Annotated in this window: 16 protein-coding genes and 2 tRNA genes; 10 read left to right on the plus strand and 8 right to left on the minus strand. The window is 70.9% G+C overall.

From position 1 onward, the window contains the following. The first annotated feature begins 44 nt into the window (after positions 1-44). From ADL34_RS29835 to ADL34_RS29845, 3 genes are all read left to right on the plus strand, one after another. Positions 45-506 (plus strand): molybdenum cofactor biosynthesis protein MoaE, encoded by a 462-nt coding sequence (locus tag ADL34_RS29835; protein WP_062673978.1) that lies wholly within the window; start codon positions 45-47, stop codon positions 504-506. A 138-nt stretch (positions 507-644) separates the two neighbouring features. Continuing rightward, the gene (locus tag ADL34_RS36460; protein ID WP_179199429.1) at positions 645-809 is read left to right on the plus strand and encodes a hypothetical protein; all 165 of its coding nucleotides are present in this window, start codon (positions 645-647) and stop codon (positions 807-809) included. 83 nt (positions 810-892) lie between these two features. After that, a complete protein-coding gene (locus ADL34_RS29845) occupies positions 893-1,990 on the plus strand; it encodes a PDZ domain-containing protein (protein ID WP_062673982.1) in 1,098 nt (365 codons plus the stop codon). A 71-nt stretch (positions 1,991-2,061) separates the two neighbouring features. Here the strand turns inward: ADL34_RS29845 and ADL34_RS29850 are convergent, their stop codons facing one another. Next, positions 2,062-2,604, minus strand: a complete 543-nt coding sequence (locus tag ADL34_RS29850) for a PPA1309 family protein (RefSeq protein WP_062673984.1) — start codon at positions 2,602-2,604, stop codon at positions 2,062-2,064. 167 nt (positions 2,605-2,771) lie between these two features. On the opposite strand from ADL34_RS29850, the gene ADL34_RS29855 reads away from it, so the two are divergent. From ADL34_RS29855 to ADL34_RS29870, 4 genes are all read left to right on the plus strand, one after another. Continuing rightward, positions 2,772-5,723: a UPF0182 family protein gene (locus tag ADL34_RS29855; protein ID WP_079034466.1), complete on the plus strand. Its 2,952-nt coding sequence runs from the start codon at positions 2,772-2,774 to the stop codon at positions 5,721-5,723. A gap of 58 nt (positions 5,724-5,781) precedes the next feature. After that, positions 5,782-5,855, plus strand: a tRNA-Met gene (locus ADL34_RS29860). A 343-nt stretch (positions 5,856-6,198) separates the two neighbouring features. Continuing rightward, the gene (locus ADL34_RS29865; protein ID WP_063892374.1) at positions 6,199-8,001 is read left to right on the plus strand and encodes a tetratricopeptide repeat protein; all 1,803 of its coding nucleotides are present in this window, start codon (positions 6,199-6,201) and stop codon (positions 7,999-8,001) included. A 57-nt stretch (positions 8,002-8,058) separates the two neighbouring features. Further along, positions 8,059-8,132, plus strand: a tRNA-Met gene (locus ADL34_RS29870). 142 nt (positions 8,133-8,274) lie between these two features. Here the strand turns inward: ADL34_RS29870 and ADL34_RS29875 are convergent. After that, a complete protein-coding gene (locus ADL34_RS29875) occupies positions 8,275-8,691 on the minus strand; it encodes a Fur family transcriptional regulator (protein WP_062673990.1) in 417 nt (138 codons plus the stop codon). Positions 8,692-8,844: 153 nt separating this feature from the next. On the opposite strand from ADL34_RS29875, the gene ADL34_RS29880 reads away from it, so the two are divergent. Then, a complete protein-coding gene (locus tag ADL34_RS29880; protein WP_062673992.1) occupies positions 8,845-10,296 on the plus strand; it encodes a catalase in 1,452 nt (483 codons plus the stop codon). Between the two features lie 70 nt (positions 10,297-10,366). On the opposite strand, the gene ADL34_RS29885 is transcribed toward ADL34_RS29880, so the two are convergent. After that, on the minus strand, positions 10,367-10,759 hold the full coding sequence (locus tag ADL34_RS29885) for a cyclic nucleotide-binding/CBS domain-containing protein (protein WP_062673993.1): 393 nt from the start codon (positions 10,757-10,759) through the stop codon (positions 10,367-10,369). A 135-nt stretch (positions 10,760-10,894) separates the two neighbouring features. Next, a complete protein-coding gene (gene hisN, locus ADL34_RS29890; protein ID WP_062673995.1) occupies positions 10,895-11,695 on the minus strand; it encodes a histidinol-phosphatase in 801 nt (266 codons plus the stop codon). Between the two features lie 192 nt (positions 11,696-11,887). On the opposite strand from hisN, the gene ADL34_RS29895 reads away from it, so the two are divergent. Further along, positions 11,888-12,502 (plus strand): TetR/AcrR family transcriptional regulator, encoded by a 615-nt coding sequence (locus ADL34_RS29895; RefSeq protein WP_420714281.1) that lies wholly within the window; start codon positions 11,888-11,890, stop codon positions 12,500-12,502. Between the two features lie 63 nt (positions 12,503-12,565). On the opposite strand, the gene ADL34_RS29900 is transcribed toward ADL34_RS29895, so the two are convergent. From ADL34_RS29900 to ADL34_RS29915, 4 genes are all read right to left on the minus strand, one after another. Next, complete coding sequence (locus ADL34_RS29900; protein ID WP_062673997.1) at positions 12,566-12,889, minus strand: DMT family transporter; 324 nt, start codon at positions 12,887-12,889, stop codon at positions 12,566-12,568. Between the two features lie 129 nt (positions 12,890-13,018). Next, entirely contained in the window at positions 13,019-14,029 is a 1,011-nt protein-coding gene (gene rsgA / locus ADL34_RS29905) for a ribosome small subunit-dependent GTPase A (protein ID WP_062673999.1), read from the minus strand. A 17-nt stretch (positions 14,030-14,046) separates the two neighbouring features. Then, entirely contained in the window at positions 14,047-15,363 is a 1,317-nt protein-coding gene (gene aroA / locus ADL34_RS29910; RefSeq protein ID WP_062674000.1) for a 3-phosphoshikimate 1-carboxyvinyltransferase, read from the minus strand. 95 nt (positions 15,364-15,458) lie between these two features. Then, positions 15,459-16,181 (minus strand): M50 family metallopeptidase, encoded by a 723-nt coding sequence (locus ADL34_RS29915; RefSeq protein ID WP_062674002.1) that lies wholly within the window; start codon positions 16,179-16,181, stop codon positions 15,459-15,461. Between the two features lie 50 nt (positions 16,182-16,231). Between ADL34_RS29915 and ADL34_RS29920 the strand changes: the two genes are divergently transcribed. Then, entirely contained in the window at positions 16,232-17,047 is an 816-nt protein-coding gene (locus ADL34_RS29920; protein ID WP_062674003.1) for an SOS response-associated peptidase, read from the plus strand. Position 17,048: the final 1 nt, after the last annotated feature.

Below are 17,048 nucleotides of genomic sequence, written 5' to 3' on the forward strand. Positions count from 1 at the left end.
TGACGCTATTCCCCGCCCTCGCGCGCGTGGGGCACGATGGGGACATGGCACCTACCAGTGATCACCCCGGCGAGCAGGGCGCTCAGGACCCGGTCAAGCTCATCGGCATCCGTGAGACGGCCCTCTCCGTGGACGAGGTCTTCCAGGCCGTCGGGGACGACGCCTCCGGGGGGACCGCGCTCTTCGTGGGCACCGTGCGCAACCACGACGGCGGCGCCGACGTCGACGCGCTCACGTACTCCTGCCATCCCAGCGCCGAGGCCGAGATGCGGCGGATCGCCGAGAAGGTCGTCGCCGAGTACCCGGTGCGGGCGCTCGCCGCCGTGCACCGCGTCGGCGACCTCGCGGTCGGTGACCTCGCCGTCGTCGTCGCCGTCTCCTGCCCCCACCGCGGCGAGGCGTTCGAGGCGTGCCGGAAGCTGATCGACGACCTCAAGCACGAGGTGCCGATCTGGAAGCACCAGAAGTTCTCCGACGGCACCGAGGAGTGGGTCGGCGCCTGCTGACCTGCCGGAAAGCCCTGGGGAACCCGTCCGCCTCACCCGGCTTGCGTAACCGCACCCCTGGCATGAGCGTTGTCAGTGCCAGCGGTTAATCTGCTGATCAGTCAGTTGCGGTTCGCTCTGTGGGGACGGGAGGCGCGCATGACGGCGCTCGCCTGGTTGCTGATTCCGCTCGGGGCCGCGGTCGGCGCGGGGCTGTGGGGGAGCTGGGCCAACAGGACCCGCAGGACCCGCGGCGACGGGCCGGAGCTCGACGGGTACGCCCGCTTCCGCGCGGCCATGGAGAAGCCCCCGTCCCGGACCTGATCCGTCCGCGCCTCGAGACGCCCGCGTGGTTCGGATCCCGGCCCTGACGGGGCTCTGACAGGACTGTCACGTACTGTCGTGCCATGCCACGCCGCACCGCGACGATGCTCGCCTCCACCCTGATGCTGATCGCGCTCCTGTGCGCGGGAGTCTTCATCCGCGTGCCGTATGCCGAGATGTCCCCGGGCCCCACGGTCAACACCCTGGGGGAGCACGACGGCGAGCCGGTGCTGCAGATCACCGGGCGCAAGACGTACCCGACGACCGGCCACCTCAACATGACCACCGTCCGGGTCACGAGCGCCGACTACCGGATGAACCTCGTCGAGGCCGTCTACGGCTGGCTCGCGCACGACAACAAGGTCGTGCCGCACGACACCCTCTACCCGGACGGCAAGACGGAGGAGGAGTCCACCCAGGAGAACGCCGAGGAGTTCAGCCAGTCCCAGGAGAGCGCGAAGGTCGCCGCCCTGGAGGCGCTGGACATCCCGGTGCGGAGCTGGGTGATCGTGTCGACCGTCGTCAAGGGCAGCCCGGCCGAGGGCGAGCTGCACGCCGGTGACGTCATCAAGGCCGTGGACGGCACCGCCGTCAAGAAGCCCGGGGACGTCGCCGAGCTGGTGACCAAGCACAAGCCGGGCCAGAAGGTCGTCTTCACGATCGTCCCCGCCAAGGAGCAGGCCGCCGCGGAGAAGGAGCGCCGGTCGCCGCAGGGCACCGAGAAGGTGACGATCACCACCGCCGAGTCCCACGACAGCGGCGCCAAGCGCGCCATCGTCGGGATCTCCGCCGGGACCGACCACACCTTCCCGTTCGACATCGACATCAAGCTCGCCGACGTCGGCGGCCCCAGCGCGGGACTGATGTTCGCCCTCGGTCTCTACGACAAGCTCACACCGGGCAGCCTCACCGGCGGGAAGTTCGTCGCCGGCACCGGCACCATCGACGACGCGGGCAAGGTCGGGCCCATCGGCGGCATCGAGATGAAGACCGTGGGCGCGCGCGACAAGGGCGCCCAGTACTTCCTCACCCCCGCCGACAACTGCGCCACCGCCGCCAGGGACGTCCCCGACGGGCTCACCCTGGTCAAGGTCGACACCATCGACGACGCGCTCGGCGCCCTGAAGGACATCCGCTCCGGCGACACGGCCGCCCTGCCGAAGTGCACCACCGGCAGCTGACCCGCCCGGCACGCACGACCGCGGGGGCGCCCCTCACCTGAGGGGCGCCCCCGCGGTCGTCGCCGCAGTCCTCAGTCCTCGAACGTCGCCGCCAGCGCCTGTGCCAGGCCGGGCACCAGCTCGGGGCCGGTCAGGACCTCCGTGGGGGTGTCCTTCTCCCGCAGCCGCAGCGCCGACTCACGGCTGCCGTCACGCAGGACGGCCACGGTCATACGGACCTCCTGGCGCTCCGGGTGCTCGGCCACCCACCGGGTCAGCTCGGAGTCGCTCAGGCCCTGCGGCACCTGCGCCTCGGCGGACGGGGGCAGCATCAGGCGCTCCACGGTGAGGGCGCAGCCGGACACGGCGTCGGGCCAGGCGATCGTGCCCAGGAACTCGTCGAGCTGCTTGCCCGTTGGAAGTTCGTCCTGCTCGATCGGGGTCAGGCCGGTGGACTCCTGCTCGTCCCCCAGGCCGAGCTGGGCGGCGAGGCCGGGTTCCTGGGCTCGCAGCCGTGCGGTGTCGACGAGGGCGAAGAGGCGGGCGGGCTGGTCCCAGCCGAGTCCGGAGGCGTACTCGTCGATCTCGAGAACGGCCCGGGTCAGCGGGTTGGCTGCCATGGGAGTGTTGGACATGGTCACAATCCTGCCTCGTTCCCGGCCGGAATCGGGAACCGAGTAAAGCGTGAGTAAGTTGCATAGGTGTGGGCCCACGATCACGGGGGGCCACAGAGGGTCCACGAAGACGCGGGCCTGACCCAGACCAACAGCGAACTTCGGGGTGCGAAACCTTGGCTTTCCAGATGCCGGACCGCGGCGGAGGCCCGACCGGGCCACGGATGAGAGTGGGCCGCCCGTCCCGGCGGGTCCGGACCCTGCTCCTGACATTGGGCGTCCTCGCCGTCCTCGGCATGGCCTTCACCATGTTCGCGGGGTTCTGGACGGACTGGCTCTGGTACCGGTCGGTGAACTACTCGTCGGTCTTCACGACGACGCTGTGGACGAAGATCGGGCTGTTCTTCGTCTTCGGCCTGCTGATGGCCCTCGCGGTCGGCTTCAACATCTGGCTGGCCCACCGGCTGCGCCCGCCGCTGAGCGCGATGTCGATGGAGCAGCAGAACCTCGACCGCTACCGCATGGGCATCGCGCCCTACAAGAAGTGGCTGCTGATCGCCATCACGGCACTGGTCGGCCTGATCGCCGGCGCCTCCGCCTCCAGCCAGTGGCGGACCTGGCTGATGTGGGTCAACGGCGTGCCCTTCGGCGAGAAGGACCCTCAGTTCCACCTCGACGTCGGCTTCTACGCCTTCGACCTGCCCTGGTACCGGTTCCTGCTCGGCTTCGGCTTCGCCGCCGTGATCCTCTCCGTGATCGCCGCCGCGCTCACCCACTACCTGTACGGCGGGCTGCGCATCACCAGCCCCGGCGCGCGCGCCACGGCCGCCGCCACCGGGCACCTGTCGGTCCTCCTCGGCATCTTCGTCACGCTGAAGGCCGTCGCCTACTGGCTCGACCGGTACGGCCTGGCCGTGAAGTCCAGTGACTTCAAGGCCACCGACAACTGGACCGGTCTGCGGTACGTCGACGCCAACGCCTATCTGCCGGCGAAGACGATCCTGTTCTGCATCGCCGTCATCTGCGCCCTGCTGTTCTTCGCCACCCTGTGGCGGCGCACCTGGCAGCTGCCCGTGATCGGCTTCGGCCTGATGGTGCTGTCCGCGATCCTCATCGGCGGCCTGTACCCGGCGATCGTGCAGAAGTTCCAGGTCCAGCCGAACGAGCAGGCCAAGGAAGCGCCGTACGTCGAGAAGAATTTGAAGGCGACGCGCGAGGCCTACGGCATCGACGGCACGAAGGTGACCGAGTACCCGGGCACCAGCCAGACCGACGACAAGACGAAGCTGCGCGACGACGTCGGCCCCACGGCGAGCATCCGCATCATGGACCCGAACATCGTCTCGCCGACGTTCCAGCAGCTCCAGCAGATCAGGAACTACTACGCGTTCCCGACGAACCTGGACGTCGACCGGTACAGCAAGGACGGCAAGGACCAGGACACGGTCATCGGTCTGCGCGAGATCAACCTCAACGGCATCCCGAAGCGCAACTGGATCAACGACCACTTCCGGTACACCCACGGCTACGGCGCCGTCGCCGCCGAGGGCACCAGCGCAGACTCCCAGGGCCGTCCGGAGTTCACCGAGTCCGACCTGCCGTCCCAGGGCGACCTCGGGACGTACGAGCAGCGGGTCTACTACGGCGAGAAGACCACGATGTACTCGATCGTCGGCGGTCCCCAGAAGGAGATCGACTACTCCGACGACAGCGGTGAGAAGACCTACAGCTACAAGGGCGACAGCGGGGTCAGCCTCTCCAACCCGGTCAACCGGGCCGCGTACGCCGTGGCGTTCGGCGAGCCGCAGATCCTGTACTCCGGCGCGATCGGCGACGGCTCGCGCATCCTGTACAACCGCACGCCCAAGGAGCGCGTCGAGGCGGTCGCCCCGTGGCTGACCATCGACGGCGACGCCTACCCGGCGGTCGTGGACGGACGGATCCAGTGGATCGTCGACGCGTACACGACGACGAACGGCTACCCGTACTCCTCGCGCACGACCCTGGGCGACACCACGGCCGACTCGCTGACCGCCACCAACGACAACCGCGCGGTGGTGGCCCAGCAGAACCAGGTCAACTACATCCGAAACTCGGTGAAGGCGACGGTCGACGCCTACACCGGTGAGGTCAAGCTCTTCCAGTGGGACACCAAGGACCCCGTCCTGAAGACCTGGATGAAGGCGTTCCCCGGCACGGTGAAGGCCAAGAGCGAGATCTCCAGCGGGCTGATGGACCATCTCCGCTACCCGCAGGACCTGTTCAAGGTCCAGCGCGAGCTGCTCACCCGCTACCACGTGAAGGACGCGACGACGTTCCTCAGCGGCAGCGAGGTCTGGCAGGTGCCGGACGACCCGACCAACAAGTCGGGCAGCGCGGTGCCGCCGTACTACCTGAGCATGAAGATGCCCGACCAGCAGGCGCAGGCGTTCTCGCTGACGACGACGTTCACGCCCAACGGCAGGGACAACCTCAGCGCGTTCATGGCCGTCGACGCCGAGGCGGGGACGAATGACTACGGCAAGATCAGAATTCTGAAACTGCCGACCAACACCACGGTCAACGGCCCCAGCCAGGTGCAGAGCCAGTTCAACTCCGAGCAGAACATCGCCGAGACGATCAGGCTGCTGAGAGGCGGCGACTCGGAGGTCGAGTACGGCAACCTGCTGGCGGTCCCGCTCGACGGCGGACTGCTCTACGTGGAGCCGGTCTACGTCCGGGGTGGCGGGCTGAAGTACCCACTGCTGCGCAAGGTGCTGGTGTCCTACGGCGGCGCCACCGCGTTCGAGGACACCCTCGACGAGGCGCTGAACAAGATCTTCGGAGCCGAGGGCCCGACCACCGAGCCGCCGGACGAGGGCGACGACGGCGGGACGAAGCCGCCGCCGAAGTCCAGCGACCCGACGGTCCAGGACGCGTTGAACGACGCCCAGAAGGCGTTCGACGCCGGCCAGGACGCTCTGAAGAAGGGCGACTGGGAGGCGTACGGCAAGGCGCAGAAGGACCTGCAGGACGCGCTGCGGCGGGCCGAGGACGCCCAGGACGCCGCGGACAAGGGCGCGAGCGGTGCCGGTGACGGCGGCGCGAGCGCCAAGCCGAGCAAGAGTCCCGAGCCGAGCAGCAGTCCTACCGGTACGTAGGGCAGCTCGGCTGGTCGAAGGGCCCACCCCGCGCCGTGGTACGGTTGCAACACAACGGCGCGGGGTGGAGCAGCTCGGTAGCTCGCTGGGCTCATAACCCAGAGGTCGCAGGTTCAAATCCTGTCCCCGCTACTGAAGTCGGCGATTCGTTCGCTCGACACCGAAGGCCCGGATCCTCATGGATCCGGGCCTTTGTGGTGTGCGAACGCATGTGCCGGGCAGCGGGATGGACGCGCCGCCGTGGGGAGTTGGGCCTCTTGTGTTTGACTTGTCTCTCTGTGGGCATGTCGACAAAACGCTGTAGTGACCTCACTGGCTGCGGTATACCAGGTGTACCCAGGTTGCAGGTGGTGCGACGATGGACGTTATGGGGGACAAGGCAACTCTGTTGGAGACAGGGCGGTTTGCGCAGCCTGCCGACTTTGTACGGTCGGTGGGCGATTCCGTGCAGCCGACGGAGGACGCCTCGCAGTCGATGAGTGACCTGGTGCAGCCCGACGACACCCCGGTTCCGGTCCGTCCCGTGGACGCCGACGAGGCGGGGGAGGCCGCCGAGGAGGCGCGCCACCGGCTCGCCGCGCAGAGCGGTGAGGTCGAGGCCATGAGCGTCCTCGGGGCCATGCTGCTGCGCCGCGGCGACCTCGACGGGGCCGAGCCGCAACTGCGCGCGGCCACCGCCGCGGGCGACCGGGCCGCGGCCAACAACCTGGGCGTGCTGCTGCACCAGCGCGGCTACGCCGATGAGGCCGCCGGCTGGTGGCGGATCGCCGCGGTCGCCGGATCGGCCGCCGCCGCGCACGCGCTCGGCCGGCATCACCGCGAGCGCGGTGACGAGCCCGCCGCCGAGTACTGGCTGCGGCAGTCCGCCGAGCAGGGCCACGCGCTCGGCGCGTACGCACTCGCCGATCTGCTGGAGCACCGCAGCGACCCCGGCGCCGAGCGCTGGATGCGGGCGGCCGCCGAGCGCGGCCACCGGGAGGCGGCGTACCGGCTGGCCCGCGCGCTCGACCGGCAGGCCGGCCGTACGGACCTGGACGGGCCGGACAACGGTGTCGCCGCGGACGAGGCGGCGGCGGAGGAGGCCGAGCAGTGGTACCGGCAGGCCGCCGCGCGCGGGCACCGCCGGGCCGCCCTGCACCTCGGGGCCATCCTCGAGCGGCGGGGAGAGCTCAAGGAGGCCGGGCGCTGGTACCTGACGTCCGCCAAGGACGGCGAGGCGAGGGCCGCCTGCGCGCTGGGCTTCCTGCTGCGCGACGCCGGGGACAGCGAGAGCGCCGCCGTGTGGTGGCTGCGTGCCGCCCAGGACGGCGACGGCAACGCGGCCAACGCGCTGGGTGCGCTGCACGCCGAGCGGGGGGAGACGCAGACCGCCGAGCGCTGGTACCGGGCCGCCATGGACGCCGGTGACGTGAACGGCGCCTACAACCTCGGGCTGCTCTGCGCCGAGCAGAAGCGCACCGCGCAGGCCGAGCAGTGGTACCGCCGGGCCGCCTACGCCGGGCACCGGGAGGCGGCGAACGCGCTGGCCATCCTGCTGCTGCAGGTCGGGGACGCGGCGGGCGCCGAGCCCTGGTTCTCCAAGGCCGCCGAGGCCGGGAGCGTGGACGCCGCGTTCAACCTGGGCATCCTGCACGCCGGGCGCGGCGAGGAGGAGGCCGCGCTGCGCTGGTACGAGCGCGCGGCCGCCGCCGGGCACTCGGAGGCGGCGCTCCAGGTCGGCATCGCGCGTCTGCGGGACGGCGACGAGTTCGCGGCCGAGCGGCATCTGCGGTGCGCGGCCGGGGCCGGCAGCGCCGAGGCCGCGTACCGGCTGGCGACCCTGCTCGACGCGCGGCGCCCGCCGGAGCCCGCGCACGAGCTCGGGGAGATCGTCCACGAGAAGACCGAGTGCGAGGAGTGGTACGAGCGGGCGGCGACCCAGGGTCACCGGCGCGCCCAGGTCCGGGTGGGCATGCTGGCCGCGGCACGGGGTGACGTCGTGGAGGCGGCCGAGTGGTACCGCAGGGCCGCCGAGGCCGGCTCGCGCAACGGCGCGTTCAACCTCGGCCTGCTGCTGGCCAGGGAGGGCAGCGAGCCCGAGGCCGCCGTGTGGTGGACCCGTGCGGCCGACGCCGGGCACGGGCGGTCGGCCTTGCGCCTCGCCCTGGTCTACGCGCGTCGCGGCGAGCTGGCGGAGGGCCAGCGGTGGGCCGACCGCGCGGTGACCCTCGGGCCGAAGGAGGTCGCGCAGCGCGCGGCGCGGCTGCGGGACGCTCTGCGCGAGGAGCTGTCGGCCTGAGCTGCCTGAAGTGATTTGCCTCTGTCCGCGTCCTTGACGTAGTGTTCATTTCACCGACGCGGGGTGGAGCAGCTCGGTAGCTCGCTGGGCTCATAACCCAGAGGTCGCAGGTTCAAATCCTGTCCCCGCTACTCAAGGCCAAGGGCCGGAATCCTCAGGATTCCGGCCCTTGGTGTTTCCGTCGTCGTATCCCGCAGTCGCCGGGCAGGGCGAAGCCCCGGCACCTCAGAGGCGCCGGGGCTTCGACGAAGTGTGATCAGGCCTTCGAAGTGATCAGGCCTTCGAGCAGTTCGGGCAGACGCCCCGGTACGTGACCTCGACCTCGGAGACCGAGAAGCCGAAGCGCTCGGAGTCGGGAAGGTCGGCCATCGGGTTCCCCGTGGGGTGGACGTCCCGGATCGTGCCGCACTGGGCGCACACCAAGTGGTGGTGCGGCTGGTGTGCGTTCGGGTCGTACCGCTTGGCGCGCTTGTCGGTGGAGACCTCGATCACCTCGCCGAGGGAGACCAGCTCACCCAGCGTGTTGTAGACGGTGGCGCGGGAGATCTCGGGCAGCTTCGCGACAGCTCGGGCGTGCACCTCGTCGGCCGTCAGATGGACGTGCTCACCGGCGAGGACCTCGGCCACGACGCGCCGCTGAGCGGTCATGCGCCATCCGCGTCCACGCAGCCGTTCCAGAAGGTCACTCATGGAGGACACCTTAACAGCACCAGGACCAGGTTCTGAACAGATGTGACTTTGGAGCGTCACTTGACTTAGACAATGTCCATTGTAGGATCGGTGAGGACTTTGGCCAAGGGACAGGAATGGTCGGAGTCATACGGAACCACGCAGGAGGCGTACGTGACCCAGGGACCGCTCACGACGGAGGCCGGAGCTCCGGTGGCCGACAACCAGAACAGCGAGACCGCGGGGATCGGCGGCCCGGTGCTCGTCCAGGACCAGCTCCTGCTGGAGAAGCTGGCCCACTTCAACCGCGAGCGCATCCCGGAGCGGGTGGTGCACGCACGCGGCGCCGGCGCCTACGGCACGTTCACCGTGACCGCCGACGTCACGCGGTACACCCGGGCGAAGTTCCTGTCCGAGGTGGGCAAGGAGACCGAGACCTTCCTGCGCTTCTCCACGGTCGCGGGCAACCTCGGCGCCCCCGACGCGGTACGTGACCCGCGCGGTTTCGCGGTGAAGTTCTACACCGAGGAGGGCAACTACGACCTCGTCGGCAACAACACCCCGGTGTTCTTCATCCGGGACGCGATCAAGTTCCCCGACTTCATCCACACCCAGAAGCGCGACCCGTACACCGGTTCGCAGGAGGCGGACAACGTCTTCGACTTCTGGGGCCTGTCGCCCGAGTCGACCCACCAGGTGACCTGGCTGTTCGGCGACCGCGGCATCCCGGCGTCCTACCGCCACATGGACGGCTTCGGCTCGCACACCTACCAGTGGACCAACGAGGCCGGCGAGGCCTTCTGGGTCAAGTACCACTTCAAGACGGACCAGGGCATCAAGAACCTGACCGCCGAGGAAGCCGAGATCCTCGCGGGCAAGGACCCCGACTCTCACCAGCGGGACCTGCGCGAGGCCATCGAGCGCGGCGAGTACCCGTCCTGGACCGTGTCCGTCCAGGTCATGCCGGTGGCCGAGGCGGCGACCTACCGCTTCAACCCGTTCGACCTGACCAAGGTCTGGCCGCACGCGGACTACCCGCTGATCGAGTTCGGCAAGCTGGAGCTCAACCGCAACCCGGAGAACATCTTCGCCGAGGTCGAGCAGTCGATCTTCAGCCCTGCCCACTTCGTGCCGGGCATCGGTCCCTCCCCGGACAAGATGCTCCAGGGCCGTCTCTTCGCGTACGGCGACGCCCACCGCTACCGCGTCGGCATCAACGCCGACCACCTGCCGGTGAACCGCCCGCACGCCACCGAGGCGCGCACCCACTCCCGTGACGGCCATCTGTACGACGGCCGCCACAAGGGCGGGAAGAACTACGAGCCGAACAGCTTCGGCGGCCCGTTCCAGACGGACCGCCCGCTGTGGCAGCCCGTCGCCGTCTCCGGCGTCACCGGCGAGACGGTCACGCCGGTCCACGCCGAGGACAACGACTTCGTGCAGGCGGGCAACCTCTACCGGCTGATGTCGGAGGACGAGAAGGAGCGCCTGGTGAAGAACCTGGCGAACGCCGTCTCCGGGGTCACGCGCGACGACATCGCCGAGCGCGCGATCAACAACTTCCGGCAGGCCGACGAGGACTTCGGCAAGCGGCTGGAGGCCGCCGTGCGGGAGCTGCGCGGCTGACCACCGGCACTGGACCGCCTGCCGGACGGACGGGCCGGGTTCCCGCGGGGAGCCCGGCCCGTCCGGTGTCTCAGGCCGGCACCTGCTGCCGGGCCGGGGCCCAGCAGCGGATGACGTCCCGGACCGAGACCACGCCCACGGGCTCGTCGCCCTCCAGCACGATCAGATGGCGGAAACCGCCGTGCGCCATGGCGCGGGCGGCCTCCTCCAGGGTCCAGGACGGCGTGGCGAAGACGACGTCGTCGGTGGTGTGGTCCTGGACCCGCTCGGCGTCCGGACTCTCCCCGAGACCGACGGAGTTGAGGATGTCGCGTTCGGTCAGGATGCCGATACCGCCCGCGTCGGGATCATGGACGACGGCCGCGCCCACCCGGCGGGTGGACATCAACGCGGCTGCCTGACGAAGGGTGTGGGTGGGGCCGATGGTGAGGACCACGGTGCTCATGGCGTCTCGTACGAGCATGGATGGAGCCACCTCCTGAAGTGCCCCCGCACCGCCGCTCCTGCCCGGCGCCGGACGCGCCAGTCGGCAATGCACAAGTTCACAAGTGGGGGATCCCCAGAGTGACAGGCAAAGGGGAGGTCAACAAGAGGGCGGTCAGTAGCGGCCGTTGAGGTAGCTCAGGAGTTCGTCGTGCAGCAGTCCGTTCGAGGCCGCGGCGTTGCCGCTGTGCGGGCCGGGACGGCCGTCGAGCCCGGTGAACGTGCCGCCCGCCTCCGTCACGACGATGGCGGTGGCGGCCATGTCCCAGAGGGACAGCTCGGGTTCGGCGCACAGGTCCACCGCACCCTCGGCGACCATCATGTACGGCCAGAAGTCGCCGTACGCGCGCGTGCGCCACACCTCGCGGGTCAGGTCCAGGAAGCCGTCGAGACGCCCCTGCTCCTCCCAGCCGCTGAGCGAGGAGTACGCGAACGACGCGTCCGCCAGCTTCGAGACGCGCGAGACGTGCAGCCGGGTCGCGGCGGAGAGGCTGCGCCCGCTGAACGCCCCGTACCCCTGGGCGGCCCACCAGCGCCGCCCGAGCGCGGGCGCGGACACGACCCCGACGACCGGCTGGAAGCCGCCCTCGCCCGCCTCCATCAGCGAGATGAGCGTGGCCCACACGGGGACGCCCCGGATGTAGTTCTTGGTGCCGTCGATCGGGTCGATCACCCAGCGGCGGGGGCCGGTGCCCTCGACGCCGTACTCCTCGCCGTGGATCGCGTCTCTCGGGCGGGCCCGCTGCAGCTGCCCCCGGATCAGCTCCTCGGCCGCCCGGTCGGCCTCGCTCACCGGCGTCATGTCCGGCTTGGTCTCGACCTTGAGGTCGAGCGCCTTGAAGCGGGCCATGGTGGCGGCGTCGGCGGCGTCCGCGAGGACGTGGGCGAGGCGGAGATCGTCGAGGTAGTCCGGCATGGAACGAACCGTATCTGTCGTGATCGGGGTGGGGCCACCACACCCCCGCGCGCATCCCGTCGCTCGCGCGACCGGCGCCCGGTCCCGGCTCCGAACACCCGGCCGAAGGGCACCCCGTACGCCTTCGCGAACCCTTGACAGTGCCCCCGCACCCGTCAAATCTGGGCGCTAAGCCGCTCGCCCCAGGAGGCGATGATGCCTGCAGCGCGGGATTCACTGCTCGACGCCGCCCACTCGGCGCTGGCGCGCCGGCCGTGGTCAGCCGTGCGGATGGTCGACGTGGCCGCGACGGCCGGGGTGTCCCGGCAGACGCTCTACAACGAGTTCGGCAGCAAGGAAGGGCTCGCCCGCGCGCTGGTCCGCAGGGAGGCCGACACCTATCTTGCGGGCGTCGAACGCGCCCTCGCCACCCCCGGCGACGTCCGGGGCCGCCTGACCGCCACCGCCGAGTGGACCGCGCGCCTCGCCCGCGACAACGCCCTGGTCCGCTCCCTGCTCACCGGTTGCTGGAGCGAGCGGCTGCCGTCGCCGACGCTGTCCGCCGTGCCGTCCTCCTCGGCCGTGCCCGCCCAGCGCAGGGCCGACGGGCCGCTGCCCGCGCCGGGCGACTTCGTGGTCATGGTGCGCGACCGGGCCGTCTCGGTGCTCGCCGCGTCCGGGGCCGCCCCGCCGGACCGGGTCGGCCTCGCGCACTGCTGTGAACTCGCCCTGCGGCTCGCCCTGTCCTGTGTCGCCGCCCCGCCGCCCGGCGAGGACGGTGTCGCCGATCTCGTACGGGAGGCGTTGGACCGTCAGTTGACGGACTGAGCGCGGCCCTAGGGGGTGTCTTGTCGATCAGGCCGGGTTCCCGCCCGATCGACAAGGCACCCCCTAGTGGGCCGAACCGGACAGCTGGAGGCCGACCACTCCCAGGATGACCAGGGAGATCGACACGATCTTCAGCGTCGAGACGATGTCGCCGAGGAAGACCATCCCGTAGATCGCGGTGCCCGCCGCCCCGATGCCCGTCCACACCGCGTACGCGGGACCCACGTCCAGCTTCCGCAGGGACATCGTCAGCAGGCCGAAGCTGCCCAGCGCGAAGATGCAGAAGGCGACGGTCGGCCACAGCCGCGAGAAGCCGTGCGACAGTTTGAGGCAGACGGCGAATCCGGTTTCGAGCAGCCCCGCCACGATGACCAGCAGCCACGCCATGTGCTGTCCTCCCGTACGCCGTGTTTCGGTGACCGCTTCGTCAGAATCGTCAGCCTTTGGCCAGGCTTGCAGCTCGCTCGGTGCGATTATGCCCTTACCAGACTCGTGCGGGGACAAACAACGCGGAGGTCAGTCGCCCTCCGTGCGCTCCCGCGTCGCCAGCAGCCGCCGCAGGGAGTAGAGCCGCGCGGGATCGGCGTGCCCCTCCGCCACCCACGCGTCCAGCGCGCAGTCGGGCTCGTCGTGACTGCACGCGCGGGGACAGCCCTCGGTGCCCGGCTCCAGATCGGGGAACGCGTGGATCACGCGGGAGGGGTCGATGTGGGCGAGGCCGAACGACCGGACGCCCGGGGTGTCCACCACCCAGCCGTCCGCGCCGCCCAGCGGCAGCGCGAGCGCCGACGTCGTGGTGTGCCGGCCGCGCCCGGTCACCGCGTTGACGTGCCCGGTCGACCGCCGGCGGTCCTCCGGCACCAGCGCGTTCACCAGCGTCGTCTTGCCGACGCCGGAGTGGCCCACGAACGCCGTGACCCTGCCGTCCAGATGCTCGCGCACCCGGTCCGCCGCCGCCCCGTCGGTCAGCTCCTCGCGGTTGGTGACGACGTACGGGATGTCCAACGCGCCGTACAGCTCCAGCAGTTCGTCCGGCGACGCGAGATCGGACTTCGTCAGCACCAGCAGCGGCTCCAGACCGCCGTCGAACGCCGCCACCAGGCAGCGGTCGATCAGCCTGGGACGCGGCTCGGGGTCGGCGAGGGCGGTGACGATCGCGAGCTGGTCGGCGTTGGCCACCACGACCCGCTCGAACGGATCGTCGTCGTCGGCGGTACGGCGCAGCACCGAGGTGCGCTCCTCGATGCGCACGATCCGCGCGAGGGTGTCCTTCTTGCCGGAGAGATCGCCGACGAGGGCCACCCGGTCACCGACCACCGCGGCCTTGCGGCCCAGTTCGCGTGCCTTCATCGCCAGGACGACCCGGTCCTCCACGAGGCAGGTCAGCCGGCCCCGGTCGACGGTGAGGACCATGCCCTCGGCGGCGTCCTCGTGCTTGGGCCGGATGTTGGTGCGGGGCCTGGTGTTCCGACGGCCGGGGCGCGTGCGGATGTCGTCCTCGTCGGTGTGCTTGCCGTAGCGGCGCATCGCTGTGTCCCCGAGCCCTACGCCCCGAGCATCCCGGTCCACAGATCGGGGAAGTCCGGCAGGGTCTTCGCCGTCGTCGCCACGTTCTCGATGCGTACGCCCTCGACCGCGAGGCCGATGACCGCGCCGGCCGTCGCCATGCGGTGGTCCTCGTAGGTGTGGAAGACGCCGCCGTGCAGCGGACGCGGGCGGATGTGCAGGCCGTCGGCGGTCTCGGTGACGTCGCCGCCGAGTTCGTTGATCTCCTTGGTGAGCGCGGCCAGCCGGTCCGTCTCGTGCAGCCGCAGATGCGCCACCCCGCGCAGGGTGGAGGGGGAGTCCGCGAGGGCCGCGACCGCCGCGATGCCCGGGGTGAGCTCGCCGACCTCGCCGAGGTCCACGTCGATGCCGTGGATCGCGCCCGAACCGGTGAACACCAGCCCGTACTCGGTGAGTTCGCAGGAGCCGCCCATCTCGGTGAAGATCTCCCGCAGCCGGTCGCCGGGCTGCGTGGTGCGGGCCGGCCAGTCCGGGATCAGGATCTTGCCGCCGGTCACCAGCGCCGCCGCGAGGAACGGCTGGGCGTTGGACAGGTCCGGCTCGACGGTCAGATCGCGGCCGAGCAGCGCGCCCGGCGTGACCCGCCACACGTTCGGCTCGCCGCCCGACTCCGGGGTGTCCACCTGGGCACCGACCGCGCGCAGCATGTCGACGGTCATCCGGATGTGCGGCATCGACGGCAGCGTGGAACCGGTGTGCCGGACCTCGACGCCCTGGTTGAACCGCGGACCCGACAGCAGCAGCGCCGACACGAACTGGGACGACGACGAGGCGTCGATCTCCACCACGCCGCCCTCAAGCGCACCCCCGCCGTGCACCGTCAGCGGCAGCGCGCCCCGGCCGTCGTCGTCGATCCGGGCGCCGAGGACGCGCAGCGCGTCGATCACCCCGTGCAGCGGACGCTCGTACGACCGTGCGTCGCCGTCGAAGCGGACCGGGCCGTCGGCCAGCGCGGCCACCGGGGGCAGGAAGCGCATCACCGTGCCGGCGTTGCCCACGTCGACCGTGGCCGGGCCGCGCAGCCCCGCCGGCAGCACCCGCCACGCCTCGCCGGTGCCCTCGGGACCCACGCCCTCCTCGATGCCGACGCCCATCGTGCGCAGCGCGCCGGCCATCAGCAGGGTGTCGCGGGAGCGCAGCGGACGGCGCAGCCAGCCCGGCTCGCTGGCCAGGGCGGCGAGGACGAGGGCGCGGTTGGTGACCGACTTGGACCCCGGCACGTGGACCGTCGCGTCGACGGCTCCGCTCGCGTGCGGGGCGGGCCAGAGGGCGGTGGATGCGTCGTTCGGGGCCATGGCCCCACTTTATAAGCAGGCGGTCCCGCCGGTGCCGCGCCGTGGGCCCGGTCATGCCGCGCGGCACCGCCCCGTGACCTGGGCGCCTCAGGGGCTCACAGGTCCAGCAGCCACCGGCCCCCGCCGAGGAGCGCGCACAGCGACACCGCGTGGAACAGGAACAGCCACAGCCCCGCCGGTACATGGGTGAGCCGCGACAGCTGGTCCGCGTCCGAGTCGCCGGCCCCGCCGTGCGAGCGCTTCGCCTGCAGCTCGAAGGCCGGCCGGACACCACCCACCAGGAGGAACCACACCACCGCGTACGCGAACGCCGCCTGCACCTGCGGTCCCGTGAGCCACGAGACGACCACGAAGGTGCCGCCCGTGAGGAACACCGTGAGCGCCCCGTAGGCGTTGCGGATCATCACCAGCATCGCCAGCAGCAGCAGCGTCGCCAGCCACAGCAACAGCGTGATGCGCCCGGCCGACAGCAGCGCGGCCCCGCCGAGCCCCAGCAGCGGCGGGGCCGTGTAGCCCGCGGCCGCCGTGAGGATCATCCCGAGGCCGTACGGCTTGCCGCGGCTGACGGTCAGGCCGCTGGTGTCGGAGTGCAGCCGTATCCCGGTCAGCGTCCGGCCGGTCAGCAGGGCGACCAGTCCGTGCCCGCCCTCGTGGGCGATGGTGATGGCGTTGCGCGACAGCCGCCACAGTCCGGGCGGGACGACCACGGCGAGCGCCGCCACCAGGGTGGCGATCACCACCCACAGGTCCGGGTCGGTCTGGGTACCGGAGACCTCGCCCCACAGGGAGGCGAGCGAGGCGGATGCGGTGCGGTCCATGTGAGGCATCGGCTCCCTCGGGGTGGATGGAATCTGGCAGTGTGGCACGTATGTGCGGACGGTATGCAGCCAGTCGTGGGCCCGAGGATCTCGCGGCGATCTTCGAGATCGAGAAGTGGGAGCCCGAGGAGACCCTGGAGCCGGACTACAACGTGGCCCCGACGAAGGAGGTCCACGTCGTCCTCGACCGCCCCCTGAAAGACGCGGCCGACCAGCGTCCGGTTCGGCAGCTGCGCACGCTGAAGTGGGGACTGGTCCCGAGCTGGTCCAAGACGCCCGAGACCGCCTTCAAGATGATCAACGCCCGTGCGGAGACCGTGCACGAGAAGCCGTCCTACCGGCGGGCCTTCACCTCCCGGCGCTGCATCATCCCCGCCGACGGCTACTACGAGTGGGTCACCGGCCGCCAGGAGCTGGACCTGGAGCAGGAGGGGAAGCGCAAACGGCCGCGCAAGCAGCCCTACTTCGTGCTCCCCGCCGACGGCTCCGTCTTCGCGATGGCCGGGCTCTACGAGTTCTGGCGCGACCGGACCCTGCCGGACGACCACCCGCGGGCCTGGTGGGTGACCTGCTCGGTGATCACGACCGAGGCGGAGACGGCCCCGCTGGCCGTCGCGCCCGGGGAGGGCCCGCGCTCCCTCGCCGACATCCACCCCCGGATGCCGCTGATGCTCACCCCCGACCGCTGGGACGCCTGGCTGGACCCCGCCCGCCAGGACCCGGAGGAGCTGCGGCCCCTGCTCGCACCGCCGCCGTCCGGCCAGATGCGCGCCTACCCCGTCTCCACCCTCGTCAGCAACGTCCGCAACAACGGCCCGGAGCTGCTGAAGGAGCTCGACGGCCCCGAAGAGGGCACACTCTTCTGAC

Source organism: Streptomyces sp. NRRL WC-3605, assembly GCF_001509795.1.
In the GTDB taxonomy this organism is placed as follows: domain Bacteria; phylum Actinomycetota; class Actinomycetes; order Streptomycetales; family Streptomycetaceae; genus Streptomyces; species Streptomyces viridochromogenes.

Coding starts and splice junctions, on each gene's coding strand:
- ADL34_RS29835 (WP_062673978.1), top strand. CDS start 45: ATGGCACCTACCAGTGATCACCCCGGCGAGCAGGGCGCTCAGGACCCG.
- ADL34_RS36460 (WP_179199429.1), top strand. CDS start 645: ATGACGGCGCTCGCCTGGTTGCTGATTCCGCTCGGGGCCGCGGTCGGC.
- ADL34_RS29845 (WP_062673982.1), top strand. CDS start 893: ATGCCACGCCGCACCGCGACGATGCTCGCCTCCACCCTGATGCTGATC.
- ADL34_RS29850 (WP_062673984.1), bottom strand. CDS start 2,604: ATGTCCAACACTCCCATGGCAGCCAACCCGCTGACCCGGGCCGTTCTC.
- ADL34_RS29855 (WP_079034466.1), top strand. CDS start 2,772: ATGCCGGACCGCGGCGGAGGCCCGACCGGGCCACGGATGAGAGTGGGC.
- ADL34_RS29865 (WP_063892374.1), top strand. CDS start 6,199: ATGAGTGACCTGGTGCAGCCCGACGACACCCCGGTTCCGGTCCGTCCC.
- ADL34_RS29875 (WP_062673990.1), bottom strand. CDS start 8,691: ATGAGTGACCTTCTGGAACGGCTGCGTGGACGCGGATGGCGCATGACC.
- ADL34_RS29885 (WP_062673993.1), bottom strand. CDS start 10,759: ATGCTCGTACGAGACGCCATGAGCACCGTGGTCCTCACCATCGGCCCC.
- hisN (WP_062673995.1), bottom strand. CDS start 11,695: ATGCCGGACTACCTCGACGATCTCCGCCTCGCCCACGTCCTCGCGGAC.
- ADL34_RS29895 (WP_420714281.1), top strand. CDS start 11,888: ATGATGCCTGCAGCGCGGGATTCACTGCTCGACGCCGCCCACTCGGCG.
- ADL34_RS29900 (WP_062673997.1), bottom strand. CDS start 12,889: ATGGCGTGGCTGCTGGTCATCGTGGCGGGGCTGCTCGAAACCGGATTC.
- rsgA (WP_062673999.1), bottom strand. CDS start 14,029: ATGCGCCGCTACGGCAAGCACACCGACGAGGACGACATCCGCACGCGC.
- aroA (WP_062674000.1), bottom strand. CDS start 15,363: ATGGCCCCGAACGACGCATCCACCGCCCTCTGGCCCGCCCCGCACGCG.
- ADL34_RS29915 (WP_062674002.1), bottom strand. CDS start 16,181: ATGGACCGCACCGCATCCGCCTCGCTCGCCTCCCTGTGGGGCGAGGTC.
- ADL34_RS29920 (WP_062674003.1), top strand. CDS start 16,232: ATGTGCGGACGGTATGCAGCCAGTCGTGGGCCCGAGGATCTCGCGGCG.